The sequence below is a fragment of the Fusicatenibacter faecihominis genome (assembly GCF_020686945.1).
In the GTDB taxonomy this organism is placed as follows: domain Bacteria; phylum Bacillota; class Clostridia; order Lachnospirales; family Lachnospiraceae; genus Limivivens; species Limivivens faecihominis.
Map to the genome: position 1 here is coordinate 1 of NZ_JAJEPR010000002.1, position 24,160 is coordinate 24,160.

The window sequence follows — 24,160 nt, forward strand, 5'->3', positions numbered from 1 at the left end:
ATGTTCGTTTTGCACCGACCGAAGCGGAGCGTAGACAGCAGCGATTTACGCAGTAAATCAGCGGATTTCGAATGTTTGCAGAATTGCTATAGACAAACGTTCGCGTGAGATAGATCTGTAAAGGAGAAGAAAATGGCACAACAGGATGAGAAAGCATTAAACAGAGAAGAGAAGTTAAAAGCACTGGAAGCCGCCATCGTGAAACTGGAGAAGGATTACGGTAAGGGCGCAGTGATGAAGCTGGGTGACGGAGCCAGCATGAACGTGGAGACCGTTCCGACGGGTTCCTTAAGCCTTGATATTGCATTGGGACTGGGCGGTATCCCCAAAGGCCGTGTGATCGAGATCTACGGACCGGAGTCCAGTGGTAAGACTACCGTAGCTCTTCATATGGTAGCAGAAGTTCAGAAGAGAGGCGGTATCGCAGGCTTCATCGACGCGGAGCATGCACTGGATCCCGTCTATGCGAAGAACATCGGTGTTGATATTGACAACCTCTATATCTCTCAGCCGGACAACGGTGAGCAGGGCCTCGAGATTGCAGAGACCATGGTCCGTTCCGGCGCTGTGGATATCATCATCGTGGACTCTGTAGCGGCTCTGGTGCCGAAGGCAGAGATCGAGGGCGATATGGGAGACAGCCATGTGGGTCTTCAGGCGAGACTGATGTCTCAGGCTTTGAGAAAGCTGACCGGTATCATCAGCAAGTCCAACTGTACGGTGATTTTCATCAACCAGCTTCGTGAGAAGGTGGGCGTGATGTTCGGAAATCCGGAGACCACCACCGGCGGCCGAGCACTGAAATTCTATTCCTCCATCCGTCTGGATGTACGCCGGATCGAGTCCCTGAAGCAGGGAGGCGAGGTAGTCGGAAACCGTACCCGTGTCCGTGTGGTGAAGAATAAGATTGCTCCGCCCTTCAAAGAAGCAGAGTTCGATATCATGTTCGGTAAGGGAATCTCCCGGGAGGGTGATATCCTGGATCTGGCGGCAAACTTAGGGATTGTCAATAAGAGCGGTGCCTGGTATGCTTACAACGATGCCAAGATCGGTCAGGGCCGTGAGAACGCCAAGCTTTACTTGAAAGAGCATCCCGATGTGATGGCAGAAATCGAGACTGCTGTCCGCGAGCATTATGGCCTCCAGGGCGATGTAGTGGAGATTCCGGGGGCAGCCCCGGCGGAGGAAAGCAGCGAGGAAGCTCCGGAGAACTTCTTTGACGGAGAGACAGAAGAATGATTGTGACCGAAATCGAGAACTGCGGAAGCGGAAAACGAAAGGTCTATCTGGACGGACAGCCCGCCTTTGTGCTTTACAGAGGTGAGCTGTCCGGCTGTCATATAGAGAAAGACCAGGAGCTTCCGGAGGCGGTCTACCGTGAGATCATGGATGAGATTCTCTGGAAACGCATCCGCATGCGCTGTCTTTATCTTTTAAAGAGTATGGATCGGACGGAATACCAGCTTCGGACGAAGCTGAAGCAGAATTTCTATCCCGAGGAACTCATCGATCGGGTCATTCTCTGGCTTGAGAATCTCCACTATCTCGACGATGTCCGCTATGCGGAGAGCTATATCAGGACCCACGGGGAGAGTCTGAGCACGCTGCAGTTAAAGCAGAAGCTGACCCAGCGAGGGGTTCCCCGGGATGTGATCCAGGAAGCCCTTGAAAACCAGGAGGGACCGGACGAGGAGGAACTCATCCGCAAGTGGGTGAAGAAGAAAAAAACAGACCCCTCAGATTGCACTCCGGCCGAAAAACAGAAGCTTTACGCCTTCCTGATGCGGAAGGGATTTTCCTCCTCAGGCGTGCGAAAAGTCCTTCAAAGCGGCAGTGAAATGCAGAATGAATACTCTTGACAATTTGCACAAAACAGTATACAATTTATGTGTTGTATTTGTACAATGAAAATTTAATAAGGAGGTGCTCCTGTGCCAGGTGCAGTAATAGCGGTTATAGCTGTGCTCATCACTCTTGTGGTAGCTGTTCCTATTACCTACTTTGTCTCCATTTCCAATCACAAGAAGACGGTGGAAGCCAAGATCGGAAGTGCGGAAGAGAGAGCTAGGAAAATAATAGATGACGCTCTGAAAACTGCCGAGACAAAGAAGCGCGAAGCATTACTCGAAGTAAAGGAAGAGTCTTTAAAGACGAAAAACGATCTCGAGAAAGAAACCCGGGAGAGAAGATCCGAACTTCAGAGGTATGAGAAGCGTGTTCTTTCCAAAGAAGAAACAGTGGACAAGAAAGCAGATGCCATCGAGAAGCGGGAAGCAGGTTTAACAGCCAAAGAAGAAGAACTGCGTAAGAAGAGCAGCGAGATTGAGCGGCTTAGTGAAGAACGTGTGCAGGAACTGGAACGAATCTCCGGTCTGACCTCCGAACAAGCAAAAGAGTATCTTTTAAAAACTGTTGAAGACGAAGTCAAGCATGACACGGCGAAGCTCTATAAAGAGCTGGAAGCCAGAGCAAAGGAAGACGCAGGCAAGAAAGCAAAGGAATATGTGGTCAATGCCATTCAGAAATGTGCGGCTGATCATGTATCCGAGACGACAATCTCTGTGGTACAGCTTCCCAATGATGAGATGAAAGGTCGTATCATCGGTCGCGAGGGAAGAAATATCCGTACCCTTGAGACCATGACCGGTGTGGATCTCATTATCGACGATACACCGGAAGCCGTCATTCTTTCCAGCTTCGATCCCATCCGCAGAGAGGTTGCAAGAATCGCTCTGGAGAAGCTCATTGTGGACGGACGTATTCATCCGGCCAGAATCGAGGAGATGGTGGAGAAAGCCCAGAAAGAAGTGGAGAACATGATCCGCGAGGAAGGAGAAGCCGCTACTCTCGAAGTCGGAGTACACGGTATCCATCCGGAACTTGTTCGTCTGCTGGGCCGCATGAAGTTCCGTACCAGTTATGGTCAGAACGCGCTGAAGCATTCCATTGAGGTTGCTCAGCTGTCAGGTCTTCTGGCAGGAGAGATCGGCGTAGATGTTCGTCTTGCGAAACGTGCAGGTCTTCTGCATGATATCGGTAAGTCCATCGACCATGAAATGGAAGGCTCCCATATTCAGATCGGTGCTGATCTTTGTAAGAAGTATAAAGAGTCCAGAGTGGTTATCAACGCAGTGGAAGCTCATCACGGCGATGTAGAACCGGAATCTCTGATTGCCTGCATCGTACAGGCTGCAGATACCATTTCTGCCGCCCGTCCGGGTGCCAGAAGAGAGACTCTGGAGACTTATACCAATCGATTAAAACAGTTAGAGGATATTACAAACTCCTTCAAGGGAGTAGACAAATCTTTTGCTATTCAGGCAGGTAGAGAGATTCGGATCATGGTTGTGCCCGAACAGGTCAGCGATGCCGATATGGTATTGCTTGCCCGCGATATTTCCAAACAGATCGAAGCTGAGCTGGAATATCCGGGACAGATCAAGGTCAGTGTTATTCGTGAATCCCGCGTGGTAGATTACGCAAAATAAAAGATTTTATAAGGCAGTGGATGAAAAGTCCGCTGCCTTTTTTCATGGAAAAAGCCGGCGGCGCATAGAGATAGACAGGACTTTTTTGAAAAGGTGAGTTTATGAACAGGATGCGCTACCCGGAGGAGAAGCTGACACTGCGTTTCACTCTTGCCTTTCTGCTGGGCTTTTTTGCAGCCCTTCTGGTGAGCTGGTGCGGGAGAGAGTATTATCTTCAGAAGGCTGGCCTCATCAGCGATTTTTATCTGCGGCGGCTGAAATACAAAAATCTGGAGGGAAGACGGCTTTTCGGTTCCTTTCTGGGGAAACGGATGAAGTGGGCGGCGCTTTTTCCGGGGATCCTTCTTCTGGGGGCGGCGGAGCCTGTTATGCTCCTGGCGGGCGGCTGGCTTGGGTTTGCCTTCGGTGTGGTTGTGAGTCTTTCCGTGCTGAAATTCGGCTTTTTCGGCCTCGGAGTGGGGCTTCTTCTCACGATTCCCCAGGGGCTTTTCTATGTGGCCGGGGCTCTTGTCATGTTTCAGGGTCTGGCGGACTGGAAGTGGAATTTTGCTAACTGGCTGGCTTTTCCGGGGAGAAAGCTTATGACCGGGACGGTTTTTTTCTTTTTGGGTATTTTGACGGAAAGCTTTGTGAGTCTCTGGAATCTCCGGCTTCTTTTTTATCTGATTTGAAAGAAAAACGCAAGATTTAGTTCAGAAAATCTTAAGAAAAACGATATCTGGTGGTTCGAAGGAGAAAACCATTTTTGTAGAAACTGCCATTGGAATTTTGACAGAAATCGACTATAATTAACGTCTGAGAAAGAAGCGGAGGCATAAATTTTATGGAGAGACTGATTCCTGGATTCATGACTTATCTGATGCAGGTAAAAAATGCGTCAAAAAGTACCATGAGTTCTTATGAAAGAGATTTGAAAAGACTGGCTGCTTTTCTGGATGCAAAGGGCGTTCATACACCGGAGGATGTGACAGCCACCTCTTTAAATTCCTATATTCTTTTTCTGGAACGGGAAGGTTTTTCCACAGCCACGGTTTCCAGAAATGTGGCTTCTATGAAGTCTTTTTTTCATTATGTTTGTGACAGTAACCGGAGGCTTAACGATCCCACTAGCCAGATCCGTGCACCTCATATCGACCGGAAGGCTCCGGAGATCCTTTCTGTGGAGGAGGTTGAAAGCCTTCTGGAGCAGCCGGACCCGGGGACAGCGAAAGGAATCCGCGACAAGGCCATGCTGGAGCTTCTCTATGCCACGGGAATGCGGGTGACGGAGCTCATCACCCTGAAGGTGACGGATCTGAACCAGCGCCTCTCCTATGTGATCTGCAGGGATGGAGAGAAGGAACGCGTGATTCCCTACGGGCCCAAGGCCCAGGCGGCTCTCGAAACCTATCTTAAGGATGCCCGGGAGGAACTTTTAAAAGGGACGATAAGCGACCTTCTCTTTGTGAACTGTTCGGGAAATCTCATGAGCCGTCAGGGCTTCTGGAAGCTCATCAAGCAGTACGCGGCAAAGGCCGGCATTGAGACGGATATCACGCCGCACACGATCCGCCATTCTTTTGCGGCCCATCTGGTGCAGAACGGGGCAGACCTGAAAGCAGTCCAGGAGATGATGGGGCATGCGGATATCGCCACGACCCAGACTTATTTGAATCTCAGCGTGAACCATGTGAAAAATGTATATGCGAAAGCCCATCCCAGAGGATGAAAAAAGACGAATCCGGCCGGAGATAAAATCCGTGGATTCGTCTTTTTTACTGTTCTGGCTGGTTTAAAAGCTCCCGTATCCGGTCGGAAGTCTCCCGGGCCGCTTTGTGGTTGTTTCCGCTGGCGGTGATTCCTACTACGAGATTGTCTTTCCGGACAATGCCGGGAAAATAGAAATCGCATTTGTTCTTATCGCTGCAGACGTTGACGGTGATTCCCATGCATTTGCAGACGCTGTAAATATCCTCGTTGGTCTGATGATCGTTCGTGGCGGCGATGACCAGATCAGCATCGTAGATGTCCTCTCTCTGGTACTGTTTTTTCAGGATCAGGATCTTTCCCTGAGACTGGAGTTCCAGAAGCTCCGGATTGACTTCGGGAGCGATGACGGTCAGATTTTCGGTGAAATCCACCAGTGTGCGGATCCGGCGTTTGGCGATGGTGCCTGCGCCCACGACGACGACTTTTTTATGAGAAATGTCCACAAACATGGGAAAATAGGGTCTGGCTTCATCTGTCATAAATGTTATTCCTCCTTTGAGCCTGTGCTCGTCTGTACGGACGGATTCTTTTATCTTATCACATTATGGAAGAAAAGGACAGAAAAATTAAAAAAAGGATTCAAAAATGACGAAAGAACTGGTATGATAGGATTGGGAAAAGATATATCAAATCAGGGAGAGAGAATATGACCAGAAAAAAACGAACAGATAAAATTTTTTTCCGATATTATGAGATCCCCAGAGACAGCTATGTGCTGGCTCTTTTCGGGGAAGAGTGGAACCGGAAATATGGTTCGGAAGGAGAAAGCCTTCATTTCCATAACCATCTGGAGGTGGGTTACTGTTATAAAGGGGAGGGTGTCATCAAGCTGGAGAACGGAGATTATCCCTATTTTCCCCAGACCTTTACGATGATCCCGAAAAACTGCCCTCACTCGACCTTTGGAGATCAGGGCGGGATCAATTCTTGGGAATTTCTTTTTATTGATGTGGAGCGCTTTCTGACGGATCTTTATCCGGGACGAAGCCGCCTGGCAGAGGAGATCAGCAGGAGAATCAACAGTGGCGCAAGATTTCTGACCCATGGAAAAAATCCGGCTCTCGGTGATCTCGTTCAGGAGATTTTCCGAGAGATGAAGGAGAAGAGCGAATTTTATCAGGAGAGCGTAAAAGGCTATCTTCTGGCTTTCCTTATGGAAGCGGCCCGGCTGAACGATGAGGATTCTCTGCTTCCCGGAGAGGAATTGCCAGTCGTCGGAAAACAGATCTGGAAGGAAGAGATCACCCAGGTGGAAGCGGCGCTCCGTTATGTGGAGGAACATTATGCAGAACAGCTTCGGGTGGGGGATCTGGCGGCGGTCTGCGGCCTCAGCGAGACGCATTTTCGCAGATTTTTCTTGAAAAACATGCAGCTGACTCCCATGGAATATGTCAATAAAGTACGAATCCGGGAGGCCTGCCGCCTGATGAACGGAACAGCCTCATCCCTGGAGGAGATTGCCATGAAGACCGGCTTTGTTTCCATGTCCACATTTAACAGAAACTTTACCCGTTTTCTGGGCACTTCGCCACATGTCTGGCGAAAAAGCAAGGGGAGAGAACGCAGCATCCTCTTTTAAAAGAGTTTTACTGGAAAAAATATGGCAAAAAGCCTGCGTTTTCGACATTTCTTTGGGCAAAAAGCTCTCCTGTAAGAAAAACAGGAGGGCTTTTTATTATGCATAATATCTAAAACAAAGGGATTAAAAATGAAAAAAAGATAAAAAATGAATTGTTTTTGGTCGAAAATGCTTCCCATAGAAAAAAGATATAGAGTAAAATAGTCACATATTCACCAGAAAGAAGGATTCAAAATTATACAAAATGTTCAATAACTTTGAATCGAAAAAAGTTGAGAACTGGTGAAAATGTACAAAAAATTAAAGGAGGATGTGTAGTATGAAACTGAAAAAGGCAATGGCATGTATGCTGGCAGGCGCAATGGTACTTTCTATGGGGGCTGTTCTTCCGGCGGCTGCAAGCGAGGATGACAACACACTGACCGTATGGACTTGGGATCCGAACTTTAACATCTATGCAATCAACAAAGCAGCAGAAATCTATGCAAAAGACCATGAGGGCTTTAAAGTAGAGGTTACAGAGATCAAATCCGATGCGATCGAGGCAAAGATCACCACAGCAGTGAATGCAGGTGACCTGAGTACTCTTCCGGACATCTTCCTGATGCAGGATAACTCCTTCCAGAAATATGCAACGTTCTACCCGGACGTTTTCACCGATCTGACCGATTCCGGAATCGATTTCTCTCAGTTCTCTGAGGCAAAGGTTGCTTATTCCACACTGGATGGCGTAAATTACGGTGTTCCGTTTGACAATGGTGCAGTTGTGAATGCAGTTCGTACAGATTTGATCGAGCAGGCTGGTTATACCGTAGATGATTTTACAGACATTACTTGGTCTGATTACATGGAAAAGGCAAAGGTGGTTCTTGAAAAGACCGGTCTTCCGATGCTGACCGCTCAGGCAGGTTCCCCGGATGTGATCATGATGATGCTTCAGTCCTGTGGAGCTTCCCTCTTTAACGAAGACGGAACAGGCAATATTGCTGACAATGAGGTTCTGAAAAAATGTGTTGAGATCTATGCACAGATGGTTGCAGATGGTACTCTGGTAGAGGTTACCGACTGGGATCAGTATATTTCTTCTCTGAACAGCTCCACCGTAGCAAGCACCTTCAACGGATGCTGGATCCTGGCTTCCATTCAGGCAGCAGAGGATCAGTCCGGTAAATGGGCAATCACAAATATGCCGAGACTGGATGATGTAGATAGCGCTACCAACTACTCCAACAACGGTGGTTCCTCCTGGGCAATCTCTTCCAACTGCGCAAAGACCGACCTGGCTGTTGATTTCCTGAATTCCACCTTTGCAGGCAGCACAGAGCTTTATGATGACATCATTTCCAAGGGCGCTCTGGCAACCTGGGCTCCGGCTGGAGAATCTGACGCATACAACGTACCGGTTGACTTCTACGGCGGCGATACGATCTATACTAAGATTGTTGATTTCGCAACCAAGACTCCGTCCAACACCACCGGCGCATTCTACTATGACGCCCGTGATGCGGTAGGTATCGCACTTTCCAACATTACCCAGACTGGTGCAGATGTGGATTCTGAACTCCAGACCGCACAGGAAACTCTGGAATTCACCATGGGTGCTTAATGTTTCCGCTGAAAAAGAAACAGTAAGGTAAGATAAATGGAAAAGGTCTGTGACTGTTGTTCAAGGCAGAACAGCAGGCAGACCTTTTTCCATATAAAGAAGGGAAGGTATGCTTCATGCAAAAAAAGAGAAAAATGACATTGGAAAGAAGGCATAACCTGACAGGCTGGGCGTTTCTCTCCATTGGTGTGGTTCTGATCTGCTGGACAAGCTTCTATCCGATGATCCAGGCGTTTATCCTGTCGCTGAAAAGCGGACTGGGCGTCAATCTGAAGTTCAACGGTTTTTCAAACTACGCACGAATCCTGAAAGACCCGACATTTAAAGGGACACTGTTCAATACATTCTTTTATCTGATCATTCAGGTGCCGATCATGCTGACACTGGCTTTGATCCTGGCATCGATCCTGAATAACAAAGATCTTCGTTTCAAGGGACTCTGGAGAACCTGTATTTTTCTTCCCTGTGCGACTTCTCTGGTATCCTACTCCATGATTTTCCGTTCCCTGTTTGCAAATGACGGTTTTGTAAATACAGTTCTTCGTGCTGTCGGAGCAACCCCGATCATGTGGTTTTCCAATGCGTGGACAGCAAGAGCGGTAATTATCATTGCCCTGATCTGGAGATGGACCGGCTATAACATGGTATTCTATCTGTCAGGCCTTCAGAACATCGAGTACTCCGTCTATGAGGCAGCCAGAATTGACGGCGCTTCTCCACGTCAGATCCTTTTCAAGATCACGATCCCGCTGCTGAAACCGACGATCCTTTTGACGACCATTACTTCTACCAATGGTACCCTGCAGCTGTTTGATGAGTCTTTGAACCTGACCAACGGCGGACCTGGTAAATCAACGATGACCATGTCCCATTATATTTATAATACATCCTTTGTACAGAGCCCGAACTTCGGTTATGCGGCAGCAATGTCCATCGTGATCCTTGTAATGGTGGCTGTCCTGGCCCTGATCCAGATGAAAGTAGGTGATGAACGATGAATAAAGGCAAAAAAGCGGCAATGTATATTTTTCTGACCATTTGTTCGTTGCTTTCCGTTTTCCCGCTGTACTACATGGCGTGTGCGGCTACAAACAAGAGCGTGGATGTATCCAGAGGAAAACTGATTCCGGGTACTTATCTTGTAGAGAATTTTAAGACACTGATCGCGAATCAGGATCTTTCCCGTGCACTCTGGAATTCCTTCCGGAATGCGACCGTGCTGACACTGATCTGTCTGCTGGTCTGCTCCCTGGCCGGTTACGGTTTTGAAATCTATCATGACAAAGGAAAAGATATAGTATTTGCTATTCTGCTGACAGCTATGATGGTTCCTTTTGCAGCGATCATGATCCCGCTGTTCCGGATGTTTTCCAAGCTGAAGATGGTCAACACGATGGCGGCTTTCATGCTTCCGTCCATCTCGACCCCCTTCATGATCATGATGTTCCGTCAGGCATCCAGGTCTTTCCCACATGATATCATAGAAGCGGCCCGGCTGGATGGTCTGAGTGAGATTGGAATCTTTTTCCGTATGTTCATTCCGACTATGAAATCTACATACGCAGCAGCTCTGATCATCACTTTCATGAACGCATGGAACAACTATATGTGGCCGAAGGTTATTCTGCAGACCAACAGCTCCATTACCATGCCTATGCTGGTTGCCAACCTGCTGAGCGGATATGTGGTTGATTATGGTATGCTGATGCTCGGCGTACTGATCTGTACGATTCCGACCGTTATCATTTTCTTCTTCTTCCAGAAGAGCTTTGCGGAAGGTATCACAGGCGCAGTCAAATAAAAAGAAAAAGAAAAAAGGCGGGTATTGCAAAAGATATCCGCCTCTTTTGTAATGATAAGGAGGTTATAACAAATGAGTGAATTTCACTACGAAAAAGTAAAAGACCCGACTTATTTCAGCGAGAATCGGGTAGCTGCCCATTCCGATCACCGTTATTTCACTTCTCTGGCGGCGATGGAGCAGGAAAAAGAGGAGCTCCGTTACAGTCTGAACGGCCTCTGGAAATTCCATTATGCGAAAAATTACAGGAGTACGATTCCTGGTTTTGAGAAGGAAGACTACTGCTGTAAAGTCTGGGGCGACATTCGCGTGCCGGCCCATATACAGATGGAAGGCTATGATAAACCGCAGTATGCCAACGTCCAGTACCCCTGGGAGGGCAGAGAAGAGGTAAAACCCGGCGAGATTCCAGAGGAGTTCAATCCGGTGGCAAGCTATGTAAAATATTTTGAAGTACCGTCTTCCATGAAGGGAAAGAAAATCTTCGTCTCATTCCAGGGAGCGGAGAGCGGCCTGGCCCTCTGGCTCAACGGAAAATTCGTGGGTTACAGCGAGGACAGCTTCACCCCGTCCGAGTTTGAACTGACTCCGTATCTGAAAGAGGGAGAGAACAAGCTGGCGGCCCAGGTCTTCAAATGGACCAGCGGAAGCTGGTGTGAGGATCAGGATTTCTTCCGGTTCTCCGGTATCTACCGTGACGTTTATCTCTATGCGATTCCGGAGGTCCATGTGGAGGATCTGACGATCCGTACGTTTCTGGACGATACCTTTACGAAGGCAGATCTCACCGTGGAGCTGAAAGCCACAGCTGCCGGAAAGGTTCGTTTCACTCTTTCCAGAGAAGGAAAAGAGGAGGCAACTCTTGAGGATGCGCTGGAGAGCGGAAAAGCCTATGTGATGAAGATGGAAAATCCGCTGCTCTGGAGCGCAGAGGAACCCCATCTTTACGACCTGCTTATCGAGGTTATGGATACAGAAGGAAAGATCACGGAAGTGATTCCTCAGAGAGTTGGCTTCCGCCGTTTCGAGATGAAGGATTCCATTATGACTCTGAATGGAAAACGAATTGTCTTCAAGGGCGTGAACCGTCATGAATTCAGCTCCAGGACCGGACGGAATGTTTCCAGAGAGGAACTTATCAAAGACCTGACCACGATGAAACGGAACAACATCAATGCGATCCGTACCTGCCATTACCCGGATGCTGTGGGAATTTACGAGCTCTGCGATGAGTTTGGTATCTATATGATTGCTGAGAACAATATGGAAACCCATGGAAGCTGGGACACCGTGGGAGAAAGCAAAGACTACACCGGCGTGGTTCCGGACAACAAACCGGAATGGGAAGGCCTGCTTATGGACCGCATCAATTCCACTTATCAGCGGGATAAGAACCATCCGGCTATCCTGATCTGGTCCTGCGGAAACGAATCCTTCGGCGGAGAGGTCATCTATAAGATGTCTGAACTCTTCCGGAAACTGGATCCGACCCGTCTGGTTCATTATGAGGGCGTCTTCAATGACCGCCGTTTCAACGATACCAGCGATATGGAAAGCCAGATGTACACCTCCGCGGAAGATATCAAGAAATTCCTGGAAAATGACAGAAGCAAGCCTTTCATCTGCTGTGAGTACACCCATGCTATGGGAAATTCCTGCGGCGGCATGCATAAATATACAGATCTGACAGATACGGAACCCTCCTATCAGGGCGGTTTCATCTGGGACTACATCGACCAGTCCATCTATAAGAAAGACCGGTACGGAAAAGAGTTTCAGGCTTACGGCGGTGATTTCGGCGAGCGTCCCACGGACTATAACTTCAGCGGAAACGGTATTGTTTACGGCGGTGAGCGGGATGAGTCTCCGAAGATGCAGGAAGTGAAGTTCAATTACCAGAATATTTCTGCTGTCGTGGACAAAAAGAACGTTCGCGTCATCAATAAGAATCTTTTTGTGAATACCGATTCCTTCGACTGCGTTGTAACGGTAGAAAAAGAGGGAAAACTTCTGGAGAAGAAAGCCCTGGAAGCCCATGTGGCTCCCCTTTCCGAGGAAACCTACGAGCTTCCGGTGAAAGAGCAGACCCTTCCGGGAGAGTATGTGATCACCGTTTCTTTCCGTCTCAAAGAGGATACGATCTGGGCGGAGAGAGGCCATGAGGTTGCCTTCGGTCAGGCAGTTTACACAGCGGAAGCCAAAGAGGAGCCGAAGAAGCAGCCGAAATTCCGTGTGGTTCGGTCTCTTCATGATTTTGGCGTGAAGGGCGAGAATTTCGACGTGTTGTTCTCTTATCTCAACGGCGGCCTAGTTTCCTACCGTTACGGCGGCGTGGAGATGATCGAGATGATTCCGAAGCCCAACTTCTGGAGAGCGCCTACCGATAACGACTGCGGAAACCTGATGCCCATGCGGTATGCACAGTGGAAGATCGCATCCCTTTATCTCTCCCACAAATATCCTACCGGAGGTCATTATCCGGGAGGAAAGGCTCCGAAGATCGAAGTGACCGAGGACTGGGCGGAGATCACCTTCACCTATGTAATGCCCACAACGCCGGCGGCAGAGTGCGAGCTGACCTACCGTGTCTTCGGCGATGGAAGCATCCAGACCACCCTTTCCTACGATCCGGTGAAGGAACTGGGCGATATGCCGGAGTTTGGCGTGATGTTTAAGTTCAATGCCGATTACGATCATGTGGCCTGGTACGGAATGGGACCGTCTGAGACCTATGTGGACCGTATGCGCGGAGCGAAACTCGGCGTTTACAAGAATCTGGTGGCTGACAATATGGCGAAATACCTGGTTCCGCAGGAGTGCGGAAACAAGGTAGGCGTGCGCTGGGCTACCGTCACCGACCGAAGAGGCAGAGGTATGGAATTTACCGGAGATGGAATGGAATTTTCTGCTCTGCCGTATACCCCCCATGAGGTGGAAAATGCCATGCATCCCTATGAACTGCCCGAGGTACACTACACGGTTGTGAGAGTGTCCAAACAGCAGATGGGCATCGGCGGTGATGACAGCTGGGGAGCAAAGACCCATCCGGAATACCTTCTGGATACGAGCGAGAAGATGACATTTACCTTCACATTCAAAGGGATCTGAACAGAATAGGCAGCAGGACCGGGAAGAACAGAACTCCCGGTCCTGCTTTTTTAGTGGGGCAGTTTTTTCTCAAAAGCAAAAAAATCCTTGCAGGAATGTATAAAAAGACGTATAGTTATTAGAAATGATACATCAGGTTTTAAAACGCTAACTGTCGTTCCTGGATATCATACTTTAGATAAAGAGGAGAATGATTATGAGCTTTGAATTTGTGACAAAACTTCCCACTCCGGAAGAAATTCGACTTCAGTATCCGATCACAGAGAAGATTGCCCGTGTGAAGGCACAGAGAGATCAGGAGATCAAAGATATATTTACAGGGAAGTCCGACCGATTTCTGGTGATCATCGGCCCCTGCTCCGCAGACAATGAAGATTCCGTATGTGATTATGTGGGAAGACTGGCGAAAGTCCAGGATCAGGTGGGCGACCGTCTGCTTCTGATCCCGCGTATCTATACCAATAAACCGAGAACCACCGGCGAGGGTTACAAAGGCCTTCTCCATCAGCCGGACCCTGAGAAAAAACCGGACGTGCTGGCAGGTCTGGTGGCTATCCGTAAACTGCATATGCGCGCCATTGAGGAGACCGGACTCACCGCAGCAGATGAGATGCTCTATCCGGAAAACTGGCGTTACCTTTCTGATATCCTTTCCTATGTGGCCATCGGAGCCCGTTCCGTGGAGAACCAGCAGCACCGTCTGGTGGTCAGCGGCATGGATATCCCCGCAGGAATGAAGAATCCCACCAGTGGCGACCTTTCCGTCATGTTGAACTCCGTAGTTGCGGCACAGCATGGACATACGTTCATTTACCGTGACTGGGAAGTGAAGACTACCGGAAATCCCTTGACACATACCATTTTGCGTGGCGCAGTGAACAAGCACGGCAACTGCATCCCCAACTATCATTACGAGGATCTGAAGCTTCTTCTGGAGCTTTATAAGGAGCGTAAGCTGGAAAATCCGGCAGTGATCGTGGATGCCAACCATTCCAACTCCAACAAGCAGTACGCCGAGCAGGTCCGTATCGTCAAAGAAGTGCTTCACAGCAGAAATGTCAATGAGGAACTGAAAACTCTGGTCAAGGGTGTTATGATCGAAAGCTATATCGAGCCCGGAAATCAGAAAATCGGTCAGGGAGAGCATATTTATGGAAAATCGATCACCGATCCCTGCCTTGGCTGGCCGGAATCCGAGCAGCTGATCCACACGATCTACAAGATGTGCGAGAAATAAACGGAACAAACCGGAAGCCGTGTCTTCATGAAAAAGGCATGGCTTCTTTTTCTCTGCAAGAAAGGGGGATTTCTTATGAATGTAAACAGTGATAACCGGACTATAGCGTTTCTTTTGATTCTGGGTTTTATCGCCTTTGCGGCCTTCGCGGTCTGGGAGACCTGTAAGAGCAGAAAACGGGTTTTCGGGAAAATCCGGAAAACTTACGGTCAGTGGCCGGAACGGGAATACTCCATGGAAGAGTTTGACGCTATTTCCCATTATTATGTTCACCGGAAAAAAGAAGGCCTGCCGGTCATCGACGACATCACCTGGAATGACCTGGATATGGACCGGATTTTCATGCTTCTCAATCACACCTGGTCCTGCATCGGAGAGAGCTATCTCTACTGCCTTCTGCGGATGCCCGCCATGGAGGAAGAGACCTTAAAGGAGCGCAACCGCCTCATCGAGTATTTCCGGACACACCCGGAGGCACGGGAAAAGATGGAGTACCGCTTTGCCAGAATCGGAAAGACCGGAAGTCAGTCCATGTTTGATTATATCTACAATCTGGCGGAGCTGAAACCCGAAGCGGTCTGGCCGGAATTTGTCTGGATCATCGCTGTGGTTGTTTCTTTTGGCAGTATTTTTATCAATGCGGCCTTTGGCGTGCTCCTTTTCCTGGCAGTGATGTTCGGAAGCTGGTACTATTATTATAGGAAAAAGAAGCGCATAGAGCCTTTTCTCCGGTCCTGCAGCTGTCTCATCCAGATTTTGAAAGAATCAGAATCTTTCGGGAAAATAGATGCGCCGGAGCTGAAAAATTATCAGGAAAAGATCGTTCAGGCGGGAAAACTCCTCCGGAAACTGAAACGGAGTACCCATTTCGTGGTGGGTGGAAATGCCGGAGAGAATGGAGAGCTGACGAAAGTATTTTTTGACTATATCAATTATACGTTCCATCTGGATCTCATTGAGTTCAACACGGTGATCCGGGAGCTGGCGGCTCATATGGATGATCTGGAAGGTCTCATCGACGCGGTGGGAGCCCTCGAGTGCGCCACGGCGCTGGCCTCTTTCCGGACGCTGGCAGAAGGAAGCTATTGTATTCCGGAGCTTAAGAAAGGCGGCCGGACTTCTCTTTCCTGTGAAAATGTATTTCATCCGCTGATTCCCGATCCGGTGAAAAATTCCATCACAGCAGAGCGCGGCGTCCTGCTCACAGGCTCCAACGCCTCCGGAAAATCCACGTTTTTAAAGACGGTGGCCGTCAATGCGATTCTTGCCCAGACTATCGATACCTGTATGGCGGACTCCTGGAAGGGCAATTTTTTCCGGATCTGCACTTCCATGGCCCTCCGGGACGATCTGGCAGGAAAAGAGAGTTATTTCATCGTGGAGATCAAGTCTCTGAAGCGGATTCTCAATGCGGCAGATGGGAAAATACCGATCCTTTGCTTTGTGGATGAGGTCTTAAGGGGCACCAACACCGTAGAGCGGATCGCGGCCTCGTCGGAAATTCTCGAGAGCATGGAGAGGGAGGATATCCTCTGCTTTGCGGCCACTCACGATATCGAACTCACCCATATCCTGGAAAAGGGATATGACAATTATCATTTTGAAGAAGAAGTCCGGGACAATGATGTGCTCTTTAATTATCGCCTTTTCAAGGGAAGAGCGGTTTCCCGAAACGCCATCAAGCTTCTTGGCGTTATGGGATACGATCCGAAGCTGATCGAGAAGGCGCAGAACATGGCAGATCATTTTCTTGAGACAGGCGAATGGAGACAGGAGGAAGCGTAAATGCTGGTAAGAATCTATACAGACGGCTCCGCGAGAGGAAATCCCGACGGGCCGGGCGGCTACGGAGCCGTTTTAAAGTATGTGGATCCGAAAGGAGCCTTACACGAAAGAGAGTTCAGCCAGGGCTATGTCCGGACCACCAACAACCGGATGGAACTTATGGCGGCGATCGTGGGCCTGGAAGCCCTGAAAAAGCCCTGCGAGGTGGAGCTTTATTCCGACTCCCAGTATCTCATCAAGGCCTTCAACGAGCACTGGATCGACGGCTGGATCAAAAAAGGCTGGACCCGAGGGAAAAAAGAGCCAGTGAAAAATGTGGATCTCTGGAAACGCCTCCTGGCGGCGAAGGAACCCCATCAGGTTACGTTCATCTGGGTAAAAGGCCATGCGGGCCACCCGGAAAACGAGCGCTGTGATGCTCTGGCCACCCAGGCGGCGGACGGCGACAACCGGATCGTGGATCAGGGGGTATAAAAATTGCGGCGGCCTAGTTGAAAAAACGCTGGCCATATGCTATATTAGTAGGTATTGTGAATAAAAATCCTTTTTCAAAAACGAAAAAAGGCTAGGAGGAGTAAGTTCATGTCAACAAATGTTTACGATATTCTGAAGGAGAGAGGCTTCCTGGAGCAGGAGACTCACGCAGAGGTCCGCGATCTTCTGGGAAAGGAAAAAGTTACCTTCTATATTGGTTTTGATGCCACGGCAGACAGCCTGACAGCCGGCCATTTCCTGACCATTATGGCCATGAAACACATGCAGAACGCCGGCCATCGTCCCATCGCCCTGTTAGGCGGCGGTACCACCATGATCGGCGACCCGAGCGGTAAATCCGACATGCGTTCCATGCTGACCCGGGAGACTATCGAGCACAATGCAGAGCGTTTCCACGAGCAGCTGTCCCATTTTATTGATTTCTCTGATGGAAAAGCCATCGTTGCCAACAATGCAGACTGGCTGCTGGATCTGAACTACGTTCAGCTGCTCCGCGAGGTGGGCGTGCATTTTTCCGTAAACCGTATGCTTACCGCAGAGTGCTACAAACAGAGAATGGAGAGAGGACTTACCTTCTTCGAGTTCAACTATATGATTATGCAGTCCTACGATTTCTGGAAACTGAATCAGCTGTATAACTGTCAGCTGGAGATGGGCGGAAACGACCAGTGGTCTAACATCATCGGTGGCGTGGAGCTGATCAGAAGAAAAGAGCAGAAACCGGCCTTCGGTCTGACCTTCAAACTGCTGACTACCAGCGAGGGCATCAAGATGGGCAAAACCATGAAGGGTGCGCTCTGGCTGGATCCGAACAAGACCTCTCCTTACGAGTTTTATCAGTACTGGAGAAACATCGAGGATGTAAAAGTTGAGGAGTGCTTAGGTCTCCTGACCTTCCTTCCGATGGAAGACGTACGCAGGCTCGGCGCTCTTGAGGGTGCGGACATCAACAAGGCCAAAGAGGTTCTGGCCTATGAGACCACCAAGATCGTTCACGGCCAGGAAGAGGCAGAGAAGGCGCAGGTAGCAGCCAAGAGCATTTTCGTTCACGGCACTAAGAGCGCAGACATGCCCACTACTACCTATCCGAAGGCAGAGCTGGAGGAAGGAAAAGACCTGATCACTCTTCTGGTTGACACCAAACTGGCTAAGAACCGTTCCGAGGGACGTCGTCTGATCCAGCAGGGCGGCGTAACCGTAAACGATGAGAAGATCACCGATTTCGCCCGGGTATTTACTACTGCAGACTTCGATGAAGAGGGCGCTCTGGTTATCAAAAAAGGTAAAAAAGGATTTCATCAGATAAAAGCCGCTGAGTAATACAGCGTTTGAATGGAGGATTTATTGTGAAAAAATACGGCGTAAACGAACTTCGCCGGATGTTCCTGGAGTTCTTCGAGAGCAAAGGACATCTGGCAATGAAAAGTTTCTCTCTTGTACCCCATAACGACAAGAGCCTGCTTCTGATCAACTCAGGAATGGCTCCCCTCAAACCCTACTTCACAGGAGCTGAGATCCCGCCGAGACGCAGAGTGACCACCTGTCAGAAATGTATCCGTACGGGCGATATTGAGAACGTAGGTAAGACTGCCCGTCACGGCACCTTCTTTGAGATGCTGGGTAACTTCTCCTTCGGCGATTATTTCAAACATGAAGCCATCGCATGGAGCTGGGAGTTCCTGACTCAGGTCGTAGGCCTGGATCCGGACCGTCTCTATCCCTCCATCTACCAGGATGACGATGAGGCTTTCGATATCTGGAACAAAGAGATCGGCATCGCTCCGGAGCGTATCTTCCGTTTCGGAAAAGAGGACAACTTCTGGGAGCACGGCGCAGGTCCCTGCGGCCCCTGTTCTGAGATCTACTATGACCGCGGAGAAAAATACGGCTGTGGCAAACCGGGCTGTACCGTAGGCTGTGACTGCGACCGTTACATGGAAGTATGGAACAACGTATTCAGCCAGTTCAACAACGACGGCGAGGGTCATTACACCGACCTGATCCAGAAGAACATCGATACCGGTATGGGTCTGGAGCGTCTGGCTGTTGTCGTTCAGGATGTGGATTCCATTTTCGATGTGGATACGATCCAGAATCTGAGAAATAAAGTCTGCGCTCTGGCCGGCGTAACTTATGAGACCGATCCGAAGAAGGATGTTTCTATCCGTCTGATTACCGACCATATCCGTTCCGCTACCTTCATGATCTCCGACGGTATCATGCCCACCAATGAGGGAAGAGGCTATGTACTTCGCCGTCTGATCCGTCGCGCTGCCCGTCACGGAAGATTGCTCGGCATCGACAAACAGTTCCTGGCAGAGCTTTCCGCTACCGTGATCGAGGACAGCAAAGACGGATATCCGGAACTCGAGGAGAAGAAGAACTTCATCTTCAAGGTGCTGAGCCAGGAAGAGGAGAAATTCAATAAGACCATCGACCAGGGCTTAAGCATCCTTTCCAATCTGGAAGCTTCCATGAAGGAGGAAGGAAAGACCACTCTCGATGGAAAAGACGCGTTCACTCTCTACGATACCTACGGCTTCCCGCTGGATCTGACCAAAGAGATCCTCGAGGAGAAAGGCTGCGGCGTGGACGAGGAAGGCTTCCGTGCAGCAATGGAAGAGCAGCGTACCAAAGCAAGAAATGCCCGTCAGACCACCAACTATATGGGAGCTGACGCTACGGTATATGACGAGATCGATCCGAAGATCACCAGCACTTTCGCAGGCTACGATCATCTGGAGCACAACTCCAAAATCTCTGTTCTGACTACAGATACCGAGGTGACAGAGGCAATTTCCGATGGCGAACACGGAACCATTTTCGTGGACGAGACTCCGTTCTATGCTACCATGGGCGGACAGACCGGCGATATCGGTGTGATCCGTATCGGCGATGGCGCAGAGTTTGTTGTGGAAGACACAATCAAACTGCTGGGCGGCAAGATCGGCCATGTGGGCCATGTGGTAAAAGGCATGTTCAAGGTCGGCGACGAGGTGACTCTTTCCGTTGACGCAGCAGCCCGCGCCAACACCAGCAAAAACCACAGCGCCACCCATCTGCTCCAGAAAGCACTGAAGACCGTTCTCGGTTCTCATGTAGAGCAGAAAGGTTCTCTCGTAACTCCGGACAGACTGCGTTTTGACTTCGCTCATTTCCAGCCGATGACCAAGGAAGAGATCGAGAAGGTAGAGGCTCTGGTAAATAAAGAGATCCAGGCAAATCTTCCGGTTGTCACCGAGGTCATGGATGTGGAGTCTGCCAAGAAGACAGGCGCTATGGCCCTCTTTGGTGAGAAATACGGCGAGAATGTAAGAGTCGTATCCATGGGAGACTTCTCCAAAGAGCTCTGCGGAGGTACCCATGTAGCAAATACCGGCGTGATCAGCGTCTTCAAGATCGTTTCCGAGACAGGAATTGCAGCAGGCGTACGCCGTATCGAGGCCCTGACCGGCGACGGAGTTTTCGCATATTATCAGGAGCTGGAGGATCGTCTGAACCGTGCCAGCGCCCTCTTAAAGACCACTCCGGCTGAGCTGGAGAACAAGATTGCTCATCTCCAGGGCGAGGTGAAAGCACTCCACAGCGAGAATGAGGCTCTGAAGAGCAAGCTTGCAAAGGATGCTCTGGGCGATGTTATGGATCAGGTACAGGAGATTAAAGGCGTGAAACTTCTCGCAGCAAAACTGGCTGACGTGGATATGAACGGTCTCCGTGACCTGGGCGACCAGCTGAAAGAGAAGCTGGGCGAGGGCGTGGTTGTCCTTGCTTCCGACAAAGACGGCAAGGTAAGCCTTCTGGCCATGGCAACTGACGGCGCTATGAAACAGGGCGCTCACGCAGGAAACCTCATCAAAGGCATGGCTGCCATCGTTGGCGGCGGCGGCGGCGGACGTCCGAACATGGCTCAGGCCGGCGGAAAGAAACCGGAGATGATCGATGAGGCTCTGAAAGCAGCAGCTGAACTTCTGGGAGAGCAGATCCACTAAAAAAATCCGAAAAACCAGAAAAAAGTAGTTGACGGATGAAAAAAATGTGGTATAATTCTTATCAGTGCAATTAAAATACCCAGACAGTTGTATTATGATGCACAATTTACAACTGGAGGGAGGTTAGGTGTGAGACAATGTCAAATGTAATCGTAAAAGAAAACGAGACACTGGACAGCGCTTTACGTCGTTTTAAGAGAAACTGCGCGAAGGCTGGTATTCAGCAGGAGATTCGTAAGAGAGAGCATTACGAGAAACCGAGCGTAAGACGTAAAAAGAAATCTGAAGCTGCCCGGAAACGTAAGTATAACTAATCTGTGCAGGCAAAAGCCTCTGAGTTGATTCGCTCAGAGGCTTTTTTCGTGTCATAAAACAGGCATAAACTTTTCCTGAGTTTCTTATATTGTGATATACAGGCGGAAAGAAGGCAGGAAAGGTATGAAAAAAAGAAAACGAACAGGCTGTGCGGTTTATGGGCTGGTGCTCTGGCTGGGAATTTCCCTGATTTTCGGGAATGTGGGTCTTCGGGTCTACGGGGCGGAGGAGCAGAGCAACAGCCTTGCCATCGAATCTCCGGGAGCTTTTCTCATGGAGGCTTCTACCGGGACGGTGATTTATGAGAAGGATGCGGACACCAGGCGGAGCCCTGCGAGCGTGACGAAGATCATGACGGCCCTTCTGATCTTTGAGAACCTTGAAAAAGGAAAGATTCAGCTTACCGACGAGGTCGTCACCAGCGCCCACGCCAAATCCATGGGCGGCTCCCAGGTCTTTCTGGAAGAGGGAGAGAAGCAGACCGTGGAGACCCTGCTTAAATGTATCATGGTGGCCTCAGGTAACGATTCGGCGGTGGCCATGGCGGAATATGTGGCGGGGAGCGAGGGCGAGTTTGTGAACCAGATGAATCAGAAGGCGGCGGAGCTGGGCATGAAAAACACCCATTTCACGGACTGCTGCGGTCTCACGGATTCGGAGGACCACTACACGACGCCGAGGGATATTGCCCTCATGTCCCAGGAGCTGATCACGAAATATCCGGAAGTTTTTGACTATACGAAGATCTGGATGGAAAACATCACCCACATGACGGCCCGGGGCAGCAGCGAGTTCGGCCTGACCAATACCAACAAGCTTTTAAGAAGCTATGACGGCTGCGACGGTCTCAAGACCGGAAGTACCAGCAAGGCGCTTTTTTGTATTTCCGCCACGGCGGAGCGGAACGGCATCCGGCTCATCAGCGTCATCATGGCCGGTCCGGACTCCAAGACGAGATTCCGGAATGCGGCGGAGCTTCTGAACTACGGTTTCGGCAGCTGCCGCCTCTATGTGGATGAGAACCGGGATGCGCTCCCGGAGACAAAGGTCCGGGGCGGCGTTACGGAGACGGTTCCCTGCAAATATCAGGAAGGCTTCCGGTATCTCGACACAAAAGGCGTGGATTTTTCGGCGATAGAAAAGGAAGTCCTTCTTGAGGAGGAACTTACAGCTCCTATCGAAAAAGGGGAGGCTGTGGGAAAAGTGGTCTACCGCCTGAACGGAGAGATCCTGGGGGAAGTGCCTATCCTCGCAGGAGAATCAGTGGAAAAGGCGGAATTTTTGGATTATCTGAAAAAACTCTGGGAAAGATACCAGAGTATCTGATACATAATAAAGAAAAGGGGGCATAAGGTACATGAAGAGTTTTCGGACCGTCCGCTATGAGACGGGAAAAGATACGGGGAAAGCGGCGCTGACGTTCGCTCATTTAAGCGATCTTCACGGCTGCTTTTACGGGGAAAACCAGGAAGGCCTTCTGGAGGCGATTTATGAGGCAGATCCGGATCTGGTGGTCGTGAGTGGCGATATGATTGTGGGAAAGCCCGGCATCAACAGGAAGACCTTCGCGTTTTTTAAGGAGCTCACAGCGAAATATCCGGTGTTTTTCAGCAACGGAAACCACGAGAGCCGCTATGAGGCGACGGAGGATTTCCGGCCGGTTTACAAGCATTTTATCTACGGGCTCTGGAAAAACGGCGTGGAGGTTCTGAATAATAAGTCTGTACCCTTTGAGAAAAATGGCAGGAAACTGATGATCGCCGGTTATGAGGCGGAGATCTCTTATTTCAGCCGTTTCAACCGGAAAATACCTTCCCTGGAAGAGTTGAAAAGTCATCTGGGGGAGAAAGATCCGGAAACTGAGACCGTGCTTCTGGCCCACAACCCGATGTTTTTCTCTGTTTATAAGGAATGGGGAGCAGATCTTACGTTTTCCGGCCATCTTCACGGCGGTTATATACGGATTCCGGGGATCGGCGGCGTCATCAGCCCCCAGTTCCAGCTTTTTCCGAAGTATGACAGAGGTGTTTTTGAGGAGGAGGGGCACACGCTCTGTGTCAGCGCAGGCCTGGGAGACCACACGATCTCGCCGCGGTTTTTCAATCCGGCGGAGCTTCCAATACTGATCTGGCACGGCTGAGCCTTTACAAAAACCACCTTTATGAGGTAGAATAGTACCCGATACAAGAAAGCGGAGAGGAAACTGGAAAGATGGGAATTCCCGTAAAACTGGAGGCATTTGAGGGTCCTTTGGATCTTCTTCTGCATCTGATTGACAAAAACAAAGTAAATATTTATGACATTCCCATCGTGGAGATTACCGCTCAGTACATGGAGTACATCCATGAAATGCAGCGGCAGGATCTGAATGTGATGAGCGAGTTCCTTCTGATGGCGGCCACCCTTCTGGCCATCAAGTCTAAAATGCTCCTTCCAAAAGAGATCAACGAGGAAGGCGAGGAGGAGGATCCCCGTCAGGAGCTGGTGGAACAGCTTCTGGAGTACAAGCTCTACAAATATATGTCCTACGAGCTTCGGGATATGCAGGCGGACGCGGCCTATGTGATGTACAAGGAGCCGACGATTCCCGCTGAGGTCCGGGCTTACCGGCCGGAAATTGATCCGGCGGAGCTTCTGGAGGGCGTGACGCTCTCGAAGCTTCACAGCCTGTTCAAGGCCATCATGAAGCGGCAGAACGACCGGATCGACCCCATCCGAAGCACCTTCGGAACGCTGGAAAAAGAAGAAGTGGACATGGATGAAAAATGGATCTATGTGGAGAGCTGCATCAAGCGGAAACGTCATGTAAGCTTCCGGGAGCTTCTTGGGGCCGGGCATACGAAAATGCAGATGGTAATCACCTTTCTTGTGATTCTGGAGCTCATGAAGATGGGAAAAATCTCCATTGTCCAGGAACATACCTTTGACGATATTCTGATTGACTGGAGAGAGGACGCGGACGACACGCCGGGCCGGACCTTCGAGTCAGATTTTACATAAGGAGAGAC

The 24,160-nt window shown here is 49.8% G+C and carries 20 protein-coding genes; 19 read left to right on the forward strand and 1 reads right to left on the reverse strand.

What is annotated here, in order from left to right; translation table 11 throughout:
* Positions 1 to 132: 132 nt before the first annotated feature.
* The 5 genes from recA to xerD all read left to right on the forward strand — a co-directional run bounded on the left by recA (position 133) and on the right by xerD (position 5,196).
* The gene (gene recA / locus LKD71_RS01185) at positions 133 to 1,239 is read left to right on the forward strand and encodes a recombinase RecA (RefSeq protein WP_227614034.1); all 1,107 of its coding nucleotides are present in this window, start codon (positions 133 to 135) and stop codon (positions 1,237 to 1,239) included.
* Positions 1,236 to 1,859: a regulatory protein RecX gene (locus LKD71_RS01190; protein ID WP_227614035.1), complete on the forward strand. Its 624-nt coding sequence runs from the start codon at positions 1,236 to 1,238 to the stop codon at positions 1,857 to 1,859. The genes recA and LKD71_RS01190 overlap by 4 nt, the downstream gene beginning before the upstream one ends.
* Before the next feature lie 72 nt (positions 1,860 to 1,931).
* Entirely contained in the window at positions 1,932 to 3,488 is a 1,557-nt protein-coding gene (gene rny, locus LKD71_RS01195) for a ribonuclease Y (protein WP_227614036.1), read from the forward strand.
* 101 nt (positions 3,489 to 3,589) lie between these two features.
* The gene (locus tag LKD71_RS01200) at positions 3,590 to 4,159 is read left to right on the forward strand and encodes a hypothetical protein (protein ID WP_178047084.1); all 570 of its coding nucleotides are present in this window, start codon (positions 3,590 to 3,592) and stop codon (positions 4,157 to 4,159) included.
* A 152-nt stretch (positions 4,160 to 4,311) separates the two neighbouring features.
* Positions 4,312 to 5,196, forward strand: a complete 885-nt coding sequence (gene xerD / locus LKD71_RS01205) for a site-specific tyrosine recombinase XerD (RefSeq protein ID WP_178047083.1) — start codon at positions 4,312 to 4,314, stop codon at positions 5,194 to 5,196.
* 46 nt (positions 5,197 to 5,242) lie between these two features.
* Here xerD and LKD71_RS01210 read toward each other — a convergent pair whose 3' ends face one another.
* Positions 5,243 to 5,716, reverse strand: coding sequence for a precorrin-2 dehydrogenase/sirohydrochlorin ferrochelatase family protein (locus LKD71_RS01210; RefSeq protein ID WP_227614037.1), 474 nt, complete (start codon positions 5,714 to 5,716; stop codon positions 5,243 to 5,245).
* Between the two features lie 167 nt (positions 5,717 to 5,883).
* Here LKD71_RS01210 and LKD71_RS01215 point away from each other — a divergent pair, with 167 nt between their 5' ends.
* From LKD71_RS01215 to LKD71_RS01280, 14 genes are all read left to right on the forward strand, one after another.
* Positions 5,884 to 6,816 (forward strand): helix-turn-helix domain-containing protein, encoded by a 933-nt coding sequence (locus LKD71_RS01215; protein ID WP_227614038.1) that lies wholly within the window; start codon positions 5,884 to 5,886, stop codon positions 6,814 to 6,816.
* Between the two features lie 319 nt (positions 6,817 to 7,135).
* A complete protein-coding gene (locus LKD71_RS01220; RefSeq protein WP_227614039.1) occupies positions 7,136 to 8,422 on the forward strand; it encodes an ABC transporter substrate-binding protein in 1,287 nt (428 codons plus the stop codon).
* A 116-nt stretch (positions 8,423 to 8,538) separates the two neighbouring features.
* The gene (locus LKD71_RS01225; RefSeq protein WP_227614040.1) at positions 8,539 to 9,420 is read left to right on the forward strand and encodes a carbohydrate ABC transporter permease; all 882 of its coding nucleotides are present in this window, start codon (positions 8,539 to 8,541) and stop codon (positions 9,418 to 9,420) included.
* Complete coding sequence (locus LKD71_RS01230; protein WP_227614041.1) at positions 9,417 to 10,223, forward strand: carbohydrate ABC transporter permease; 807 nt, start codon at positions 9,417 to 9,419, stop codon at positions 10,221 to 10,223. Before LKD71_RS01225 ends, LKD71_RS01230 begins: the two co-directional genes overlap by 4 nt.
* A gap of 72 nt (positions 10,224 to 10,295) precedes the next feature.
* A complete protein-coding gene (locus LKD71_RS01235; protein ID WP_227614042.1) occupies positions 10,296 to 13,331 on the forward strand; it encodes a glycoside hydrolase family 2 TIM barrel-domain containing protein in 3,036 nt (1,011 codons plus the stop codon).
* A gap of 196 nt (positions 13,332 to 13,527) precedes the next feature.
* Complete coding sequence (locus LKD71_RS01240) at positions 13,528 to 14,568, forward strand: 3-deoxy-7-phosphoheptulonate synthase (protein WP_178047078.1); 1,041 nt, start codon at positions 13,528 to 13,530, stop codon at positions 14,566 to 14,568.
* Positions 14,569 to 14,643: 75 nt separating this feature from the next.
* On the forward strand, positions 14,644 to 16,353 hold the full coding sequence (locus tag LKD71_RS01245) for a MutS-related protein (protein WP_227614043.1): 1,710 nt from the start codon (positions 14,644 to 14,646) through the stop codon (positions 16,351 to 16,353).
* Positions 16,354 to 16,827, forward strand: a complete 474-nt coding sequence (rnhA, locus tag LKD71_RS01250; RefSeq protein ID WP_227614044.1) for a ribonuclease HI — start codon at positions 16,354 to 16,356, stop codon at positions 16,825 to 16,827.
* Between the two features lie 108 nt (positions 16,828 to 16,935).
* The gene (gene tyrS / locus LKD71_RS01255; protein ID WP_178047075.1) at positions 16,936 to 18,168 is read left to right on the forward strand and encodes a tyrosine--tRNA ligase; all 1,233 of its coding nucleotides are present in this window, start codon (positions 16,936 to 16,938) and stop codon (positions 18,166 to 18,168) included.
* A gap of 26 nt (positions 18,169 to 18,194) precedes the next feature.
* A complete protein-coding gene (gene alaS, locus LKD71_RS01260) occupies positions 18,195 to 20,837 on the forward strand; it encodes an alanine--tRNA ligase (protein WP_331466347.1) in 2,643 nt (880 codons plus the stop codon).
* Between the two features lie 137 nt (positions 20,838 to 20,974).
* A complete protein-coding gene (gene rpsU / locus LKD71_RS01265; RefSeq protein ID WP_004054229.1) occupies positions 20,975 to 21,151 on the forward strand; it encodes a 30S ribosomal protein S21 in 177 nt (58 codons plus the stop codon).
* Between the two features lie 124 nt (positions 21,152 to 21,275).
* The gene (locus tag LKD71_RS01270; RefSeq protein ID WP_227614045.1) at positions 21,276 to 22,478 is read left to right on the forward strand and encodes a D-alanyl-D-alanine carboxypeptidase family protein; all 1,203 of its coding nucleotides are present in this window, start codon (positions 21,276 to 21,278) and stop codon (positions 22,476 to 22,478) included.
* A gap of 31 nt (positions 22,479 to 22,509) precedes the next feature.
* Positions 22,510 to 23,292, forward strand: coding sequence for a metallophosphoesterase (locus LKD71_RS01275; RefSeq protein ID WP_227614046.1), 783 nt, complete (start codon positions 22,510 to 22,512; stop codon positions 23,290 to 23,292).
* 71 nt (positions 23,293 to 23,363) lie between these two features.
* Entirely contained in the window at positions 23,364 to 24,152 is a 789-nt protein-coding gene (locus LKD71_RS01280) for a segregation and condensation protein A (RefSeq protein WP_178045191.1), read from the forward strand.
* Positions 24,153 to 24,160 lie beyond the last annotated feature (8 nt).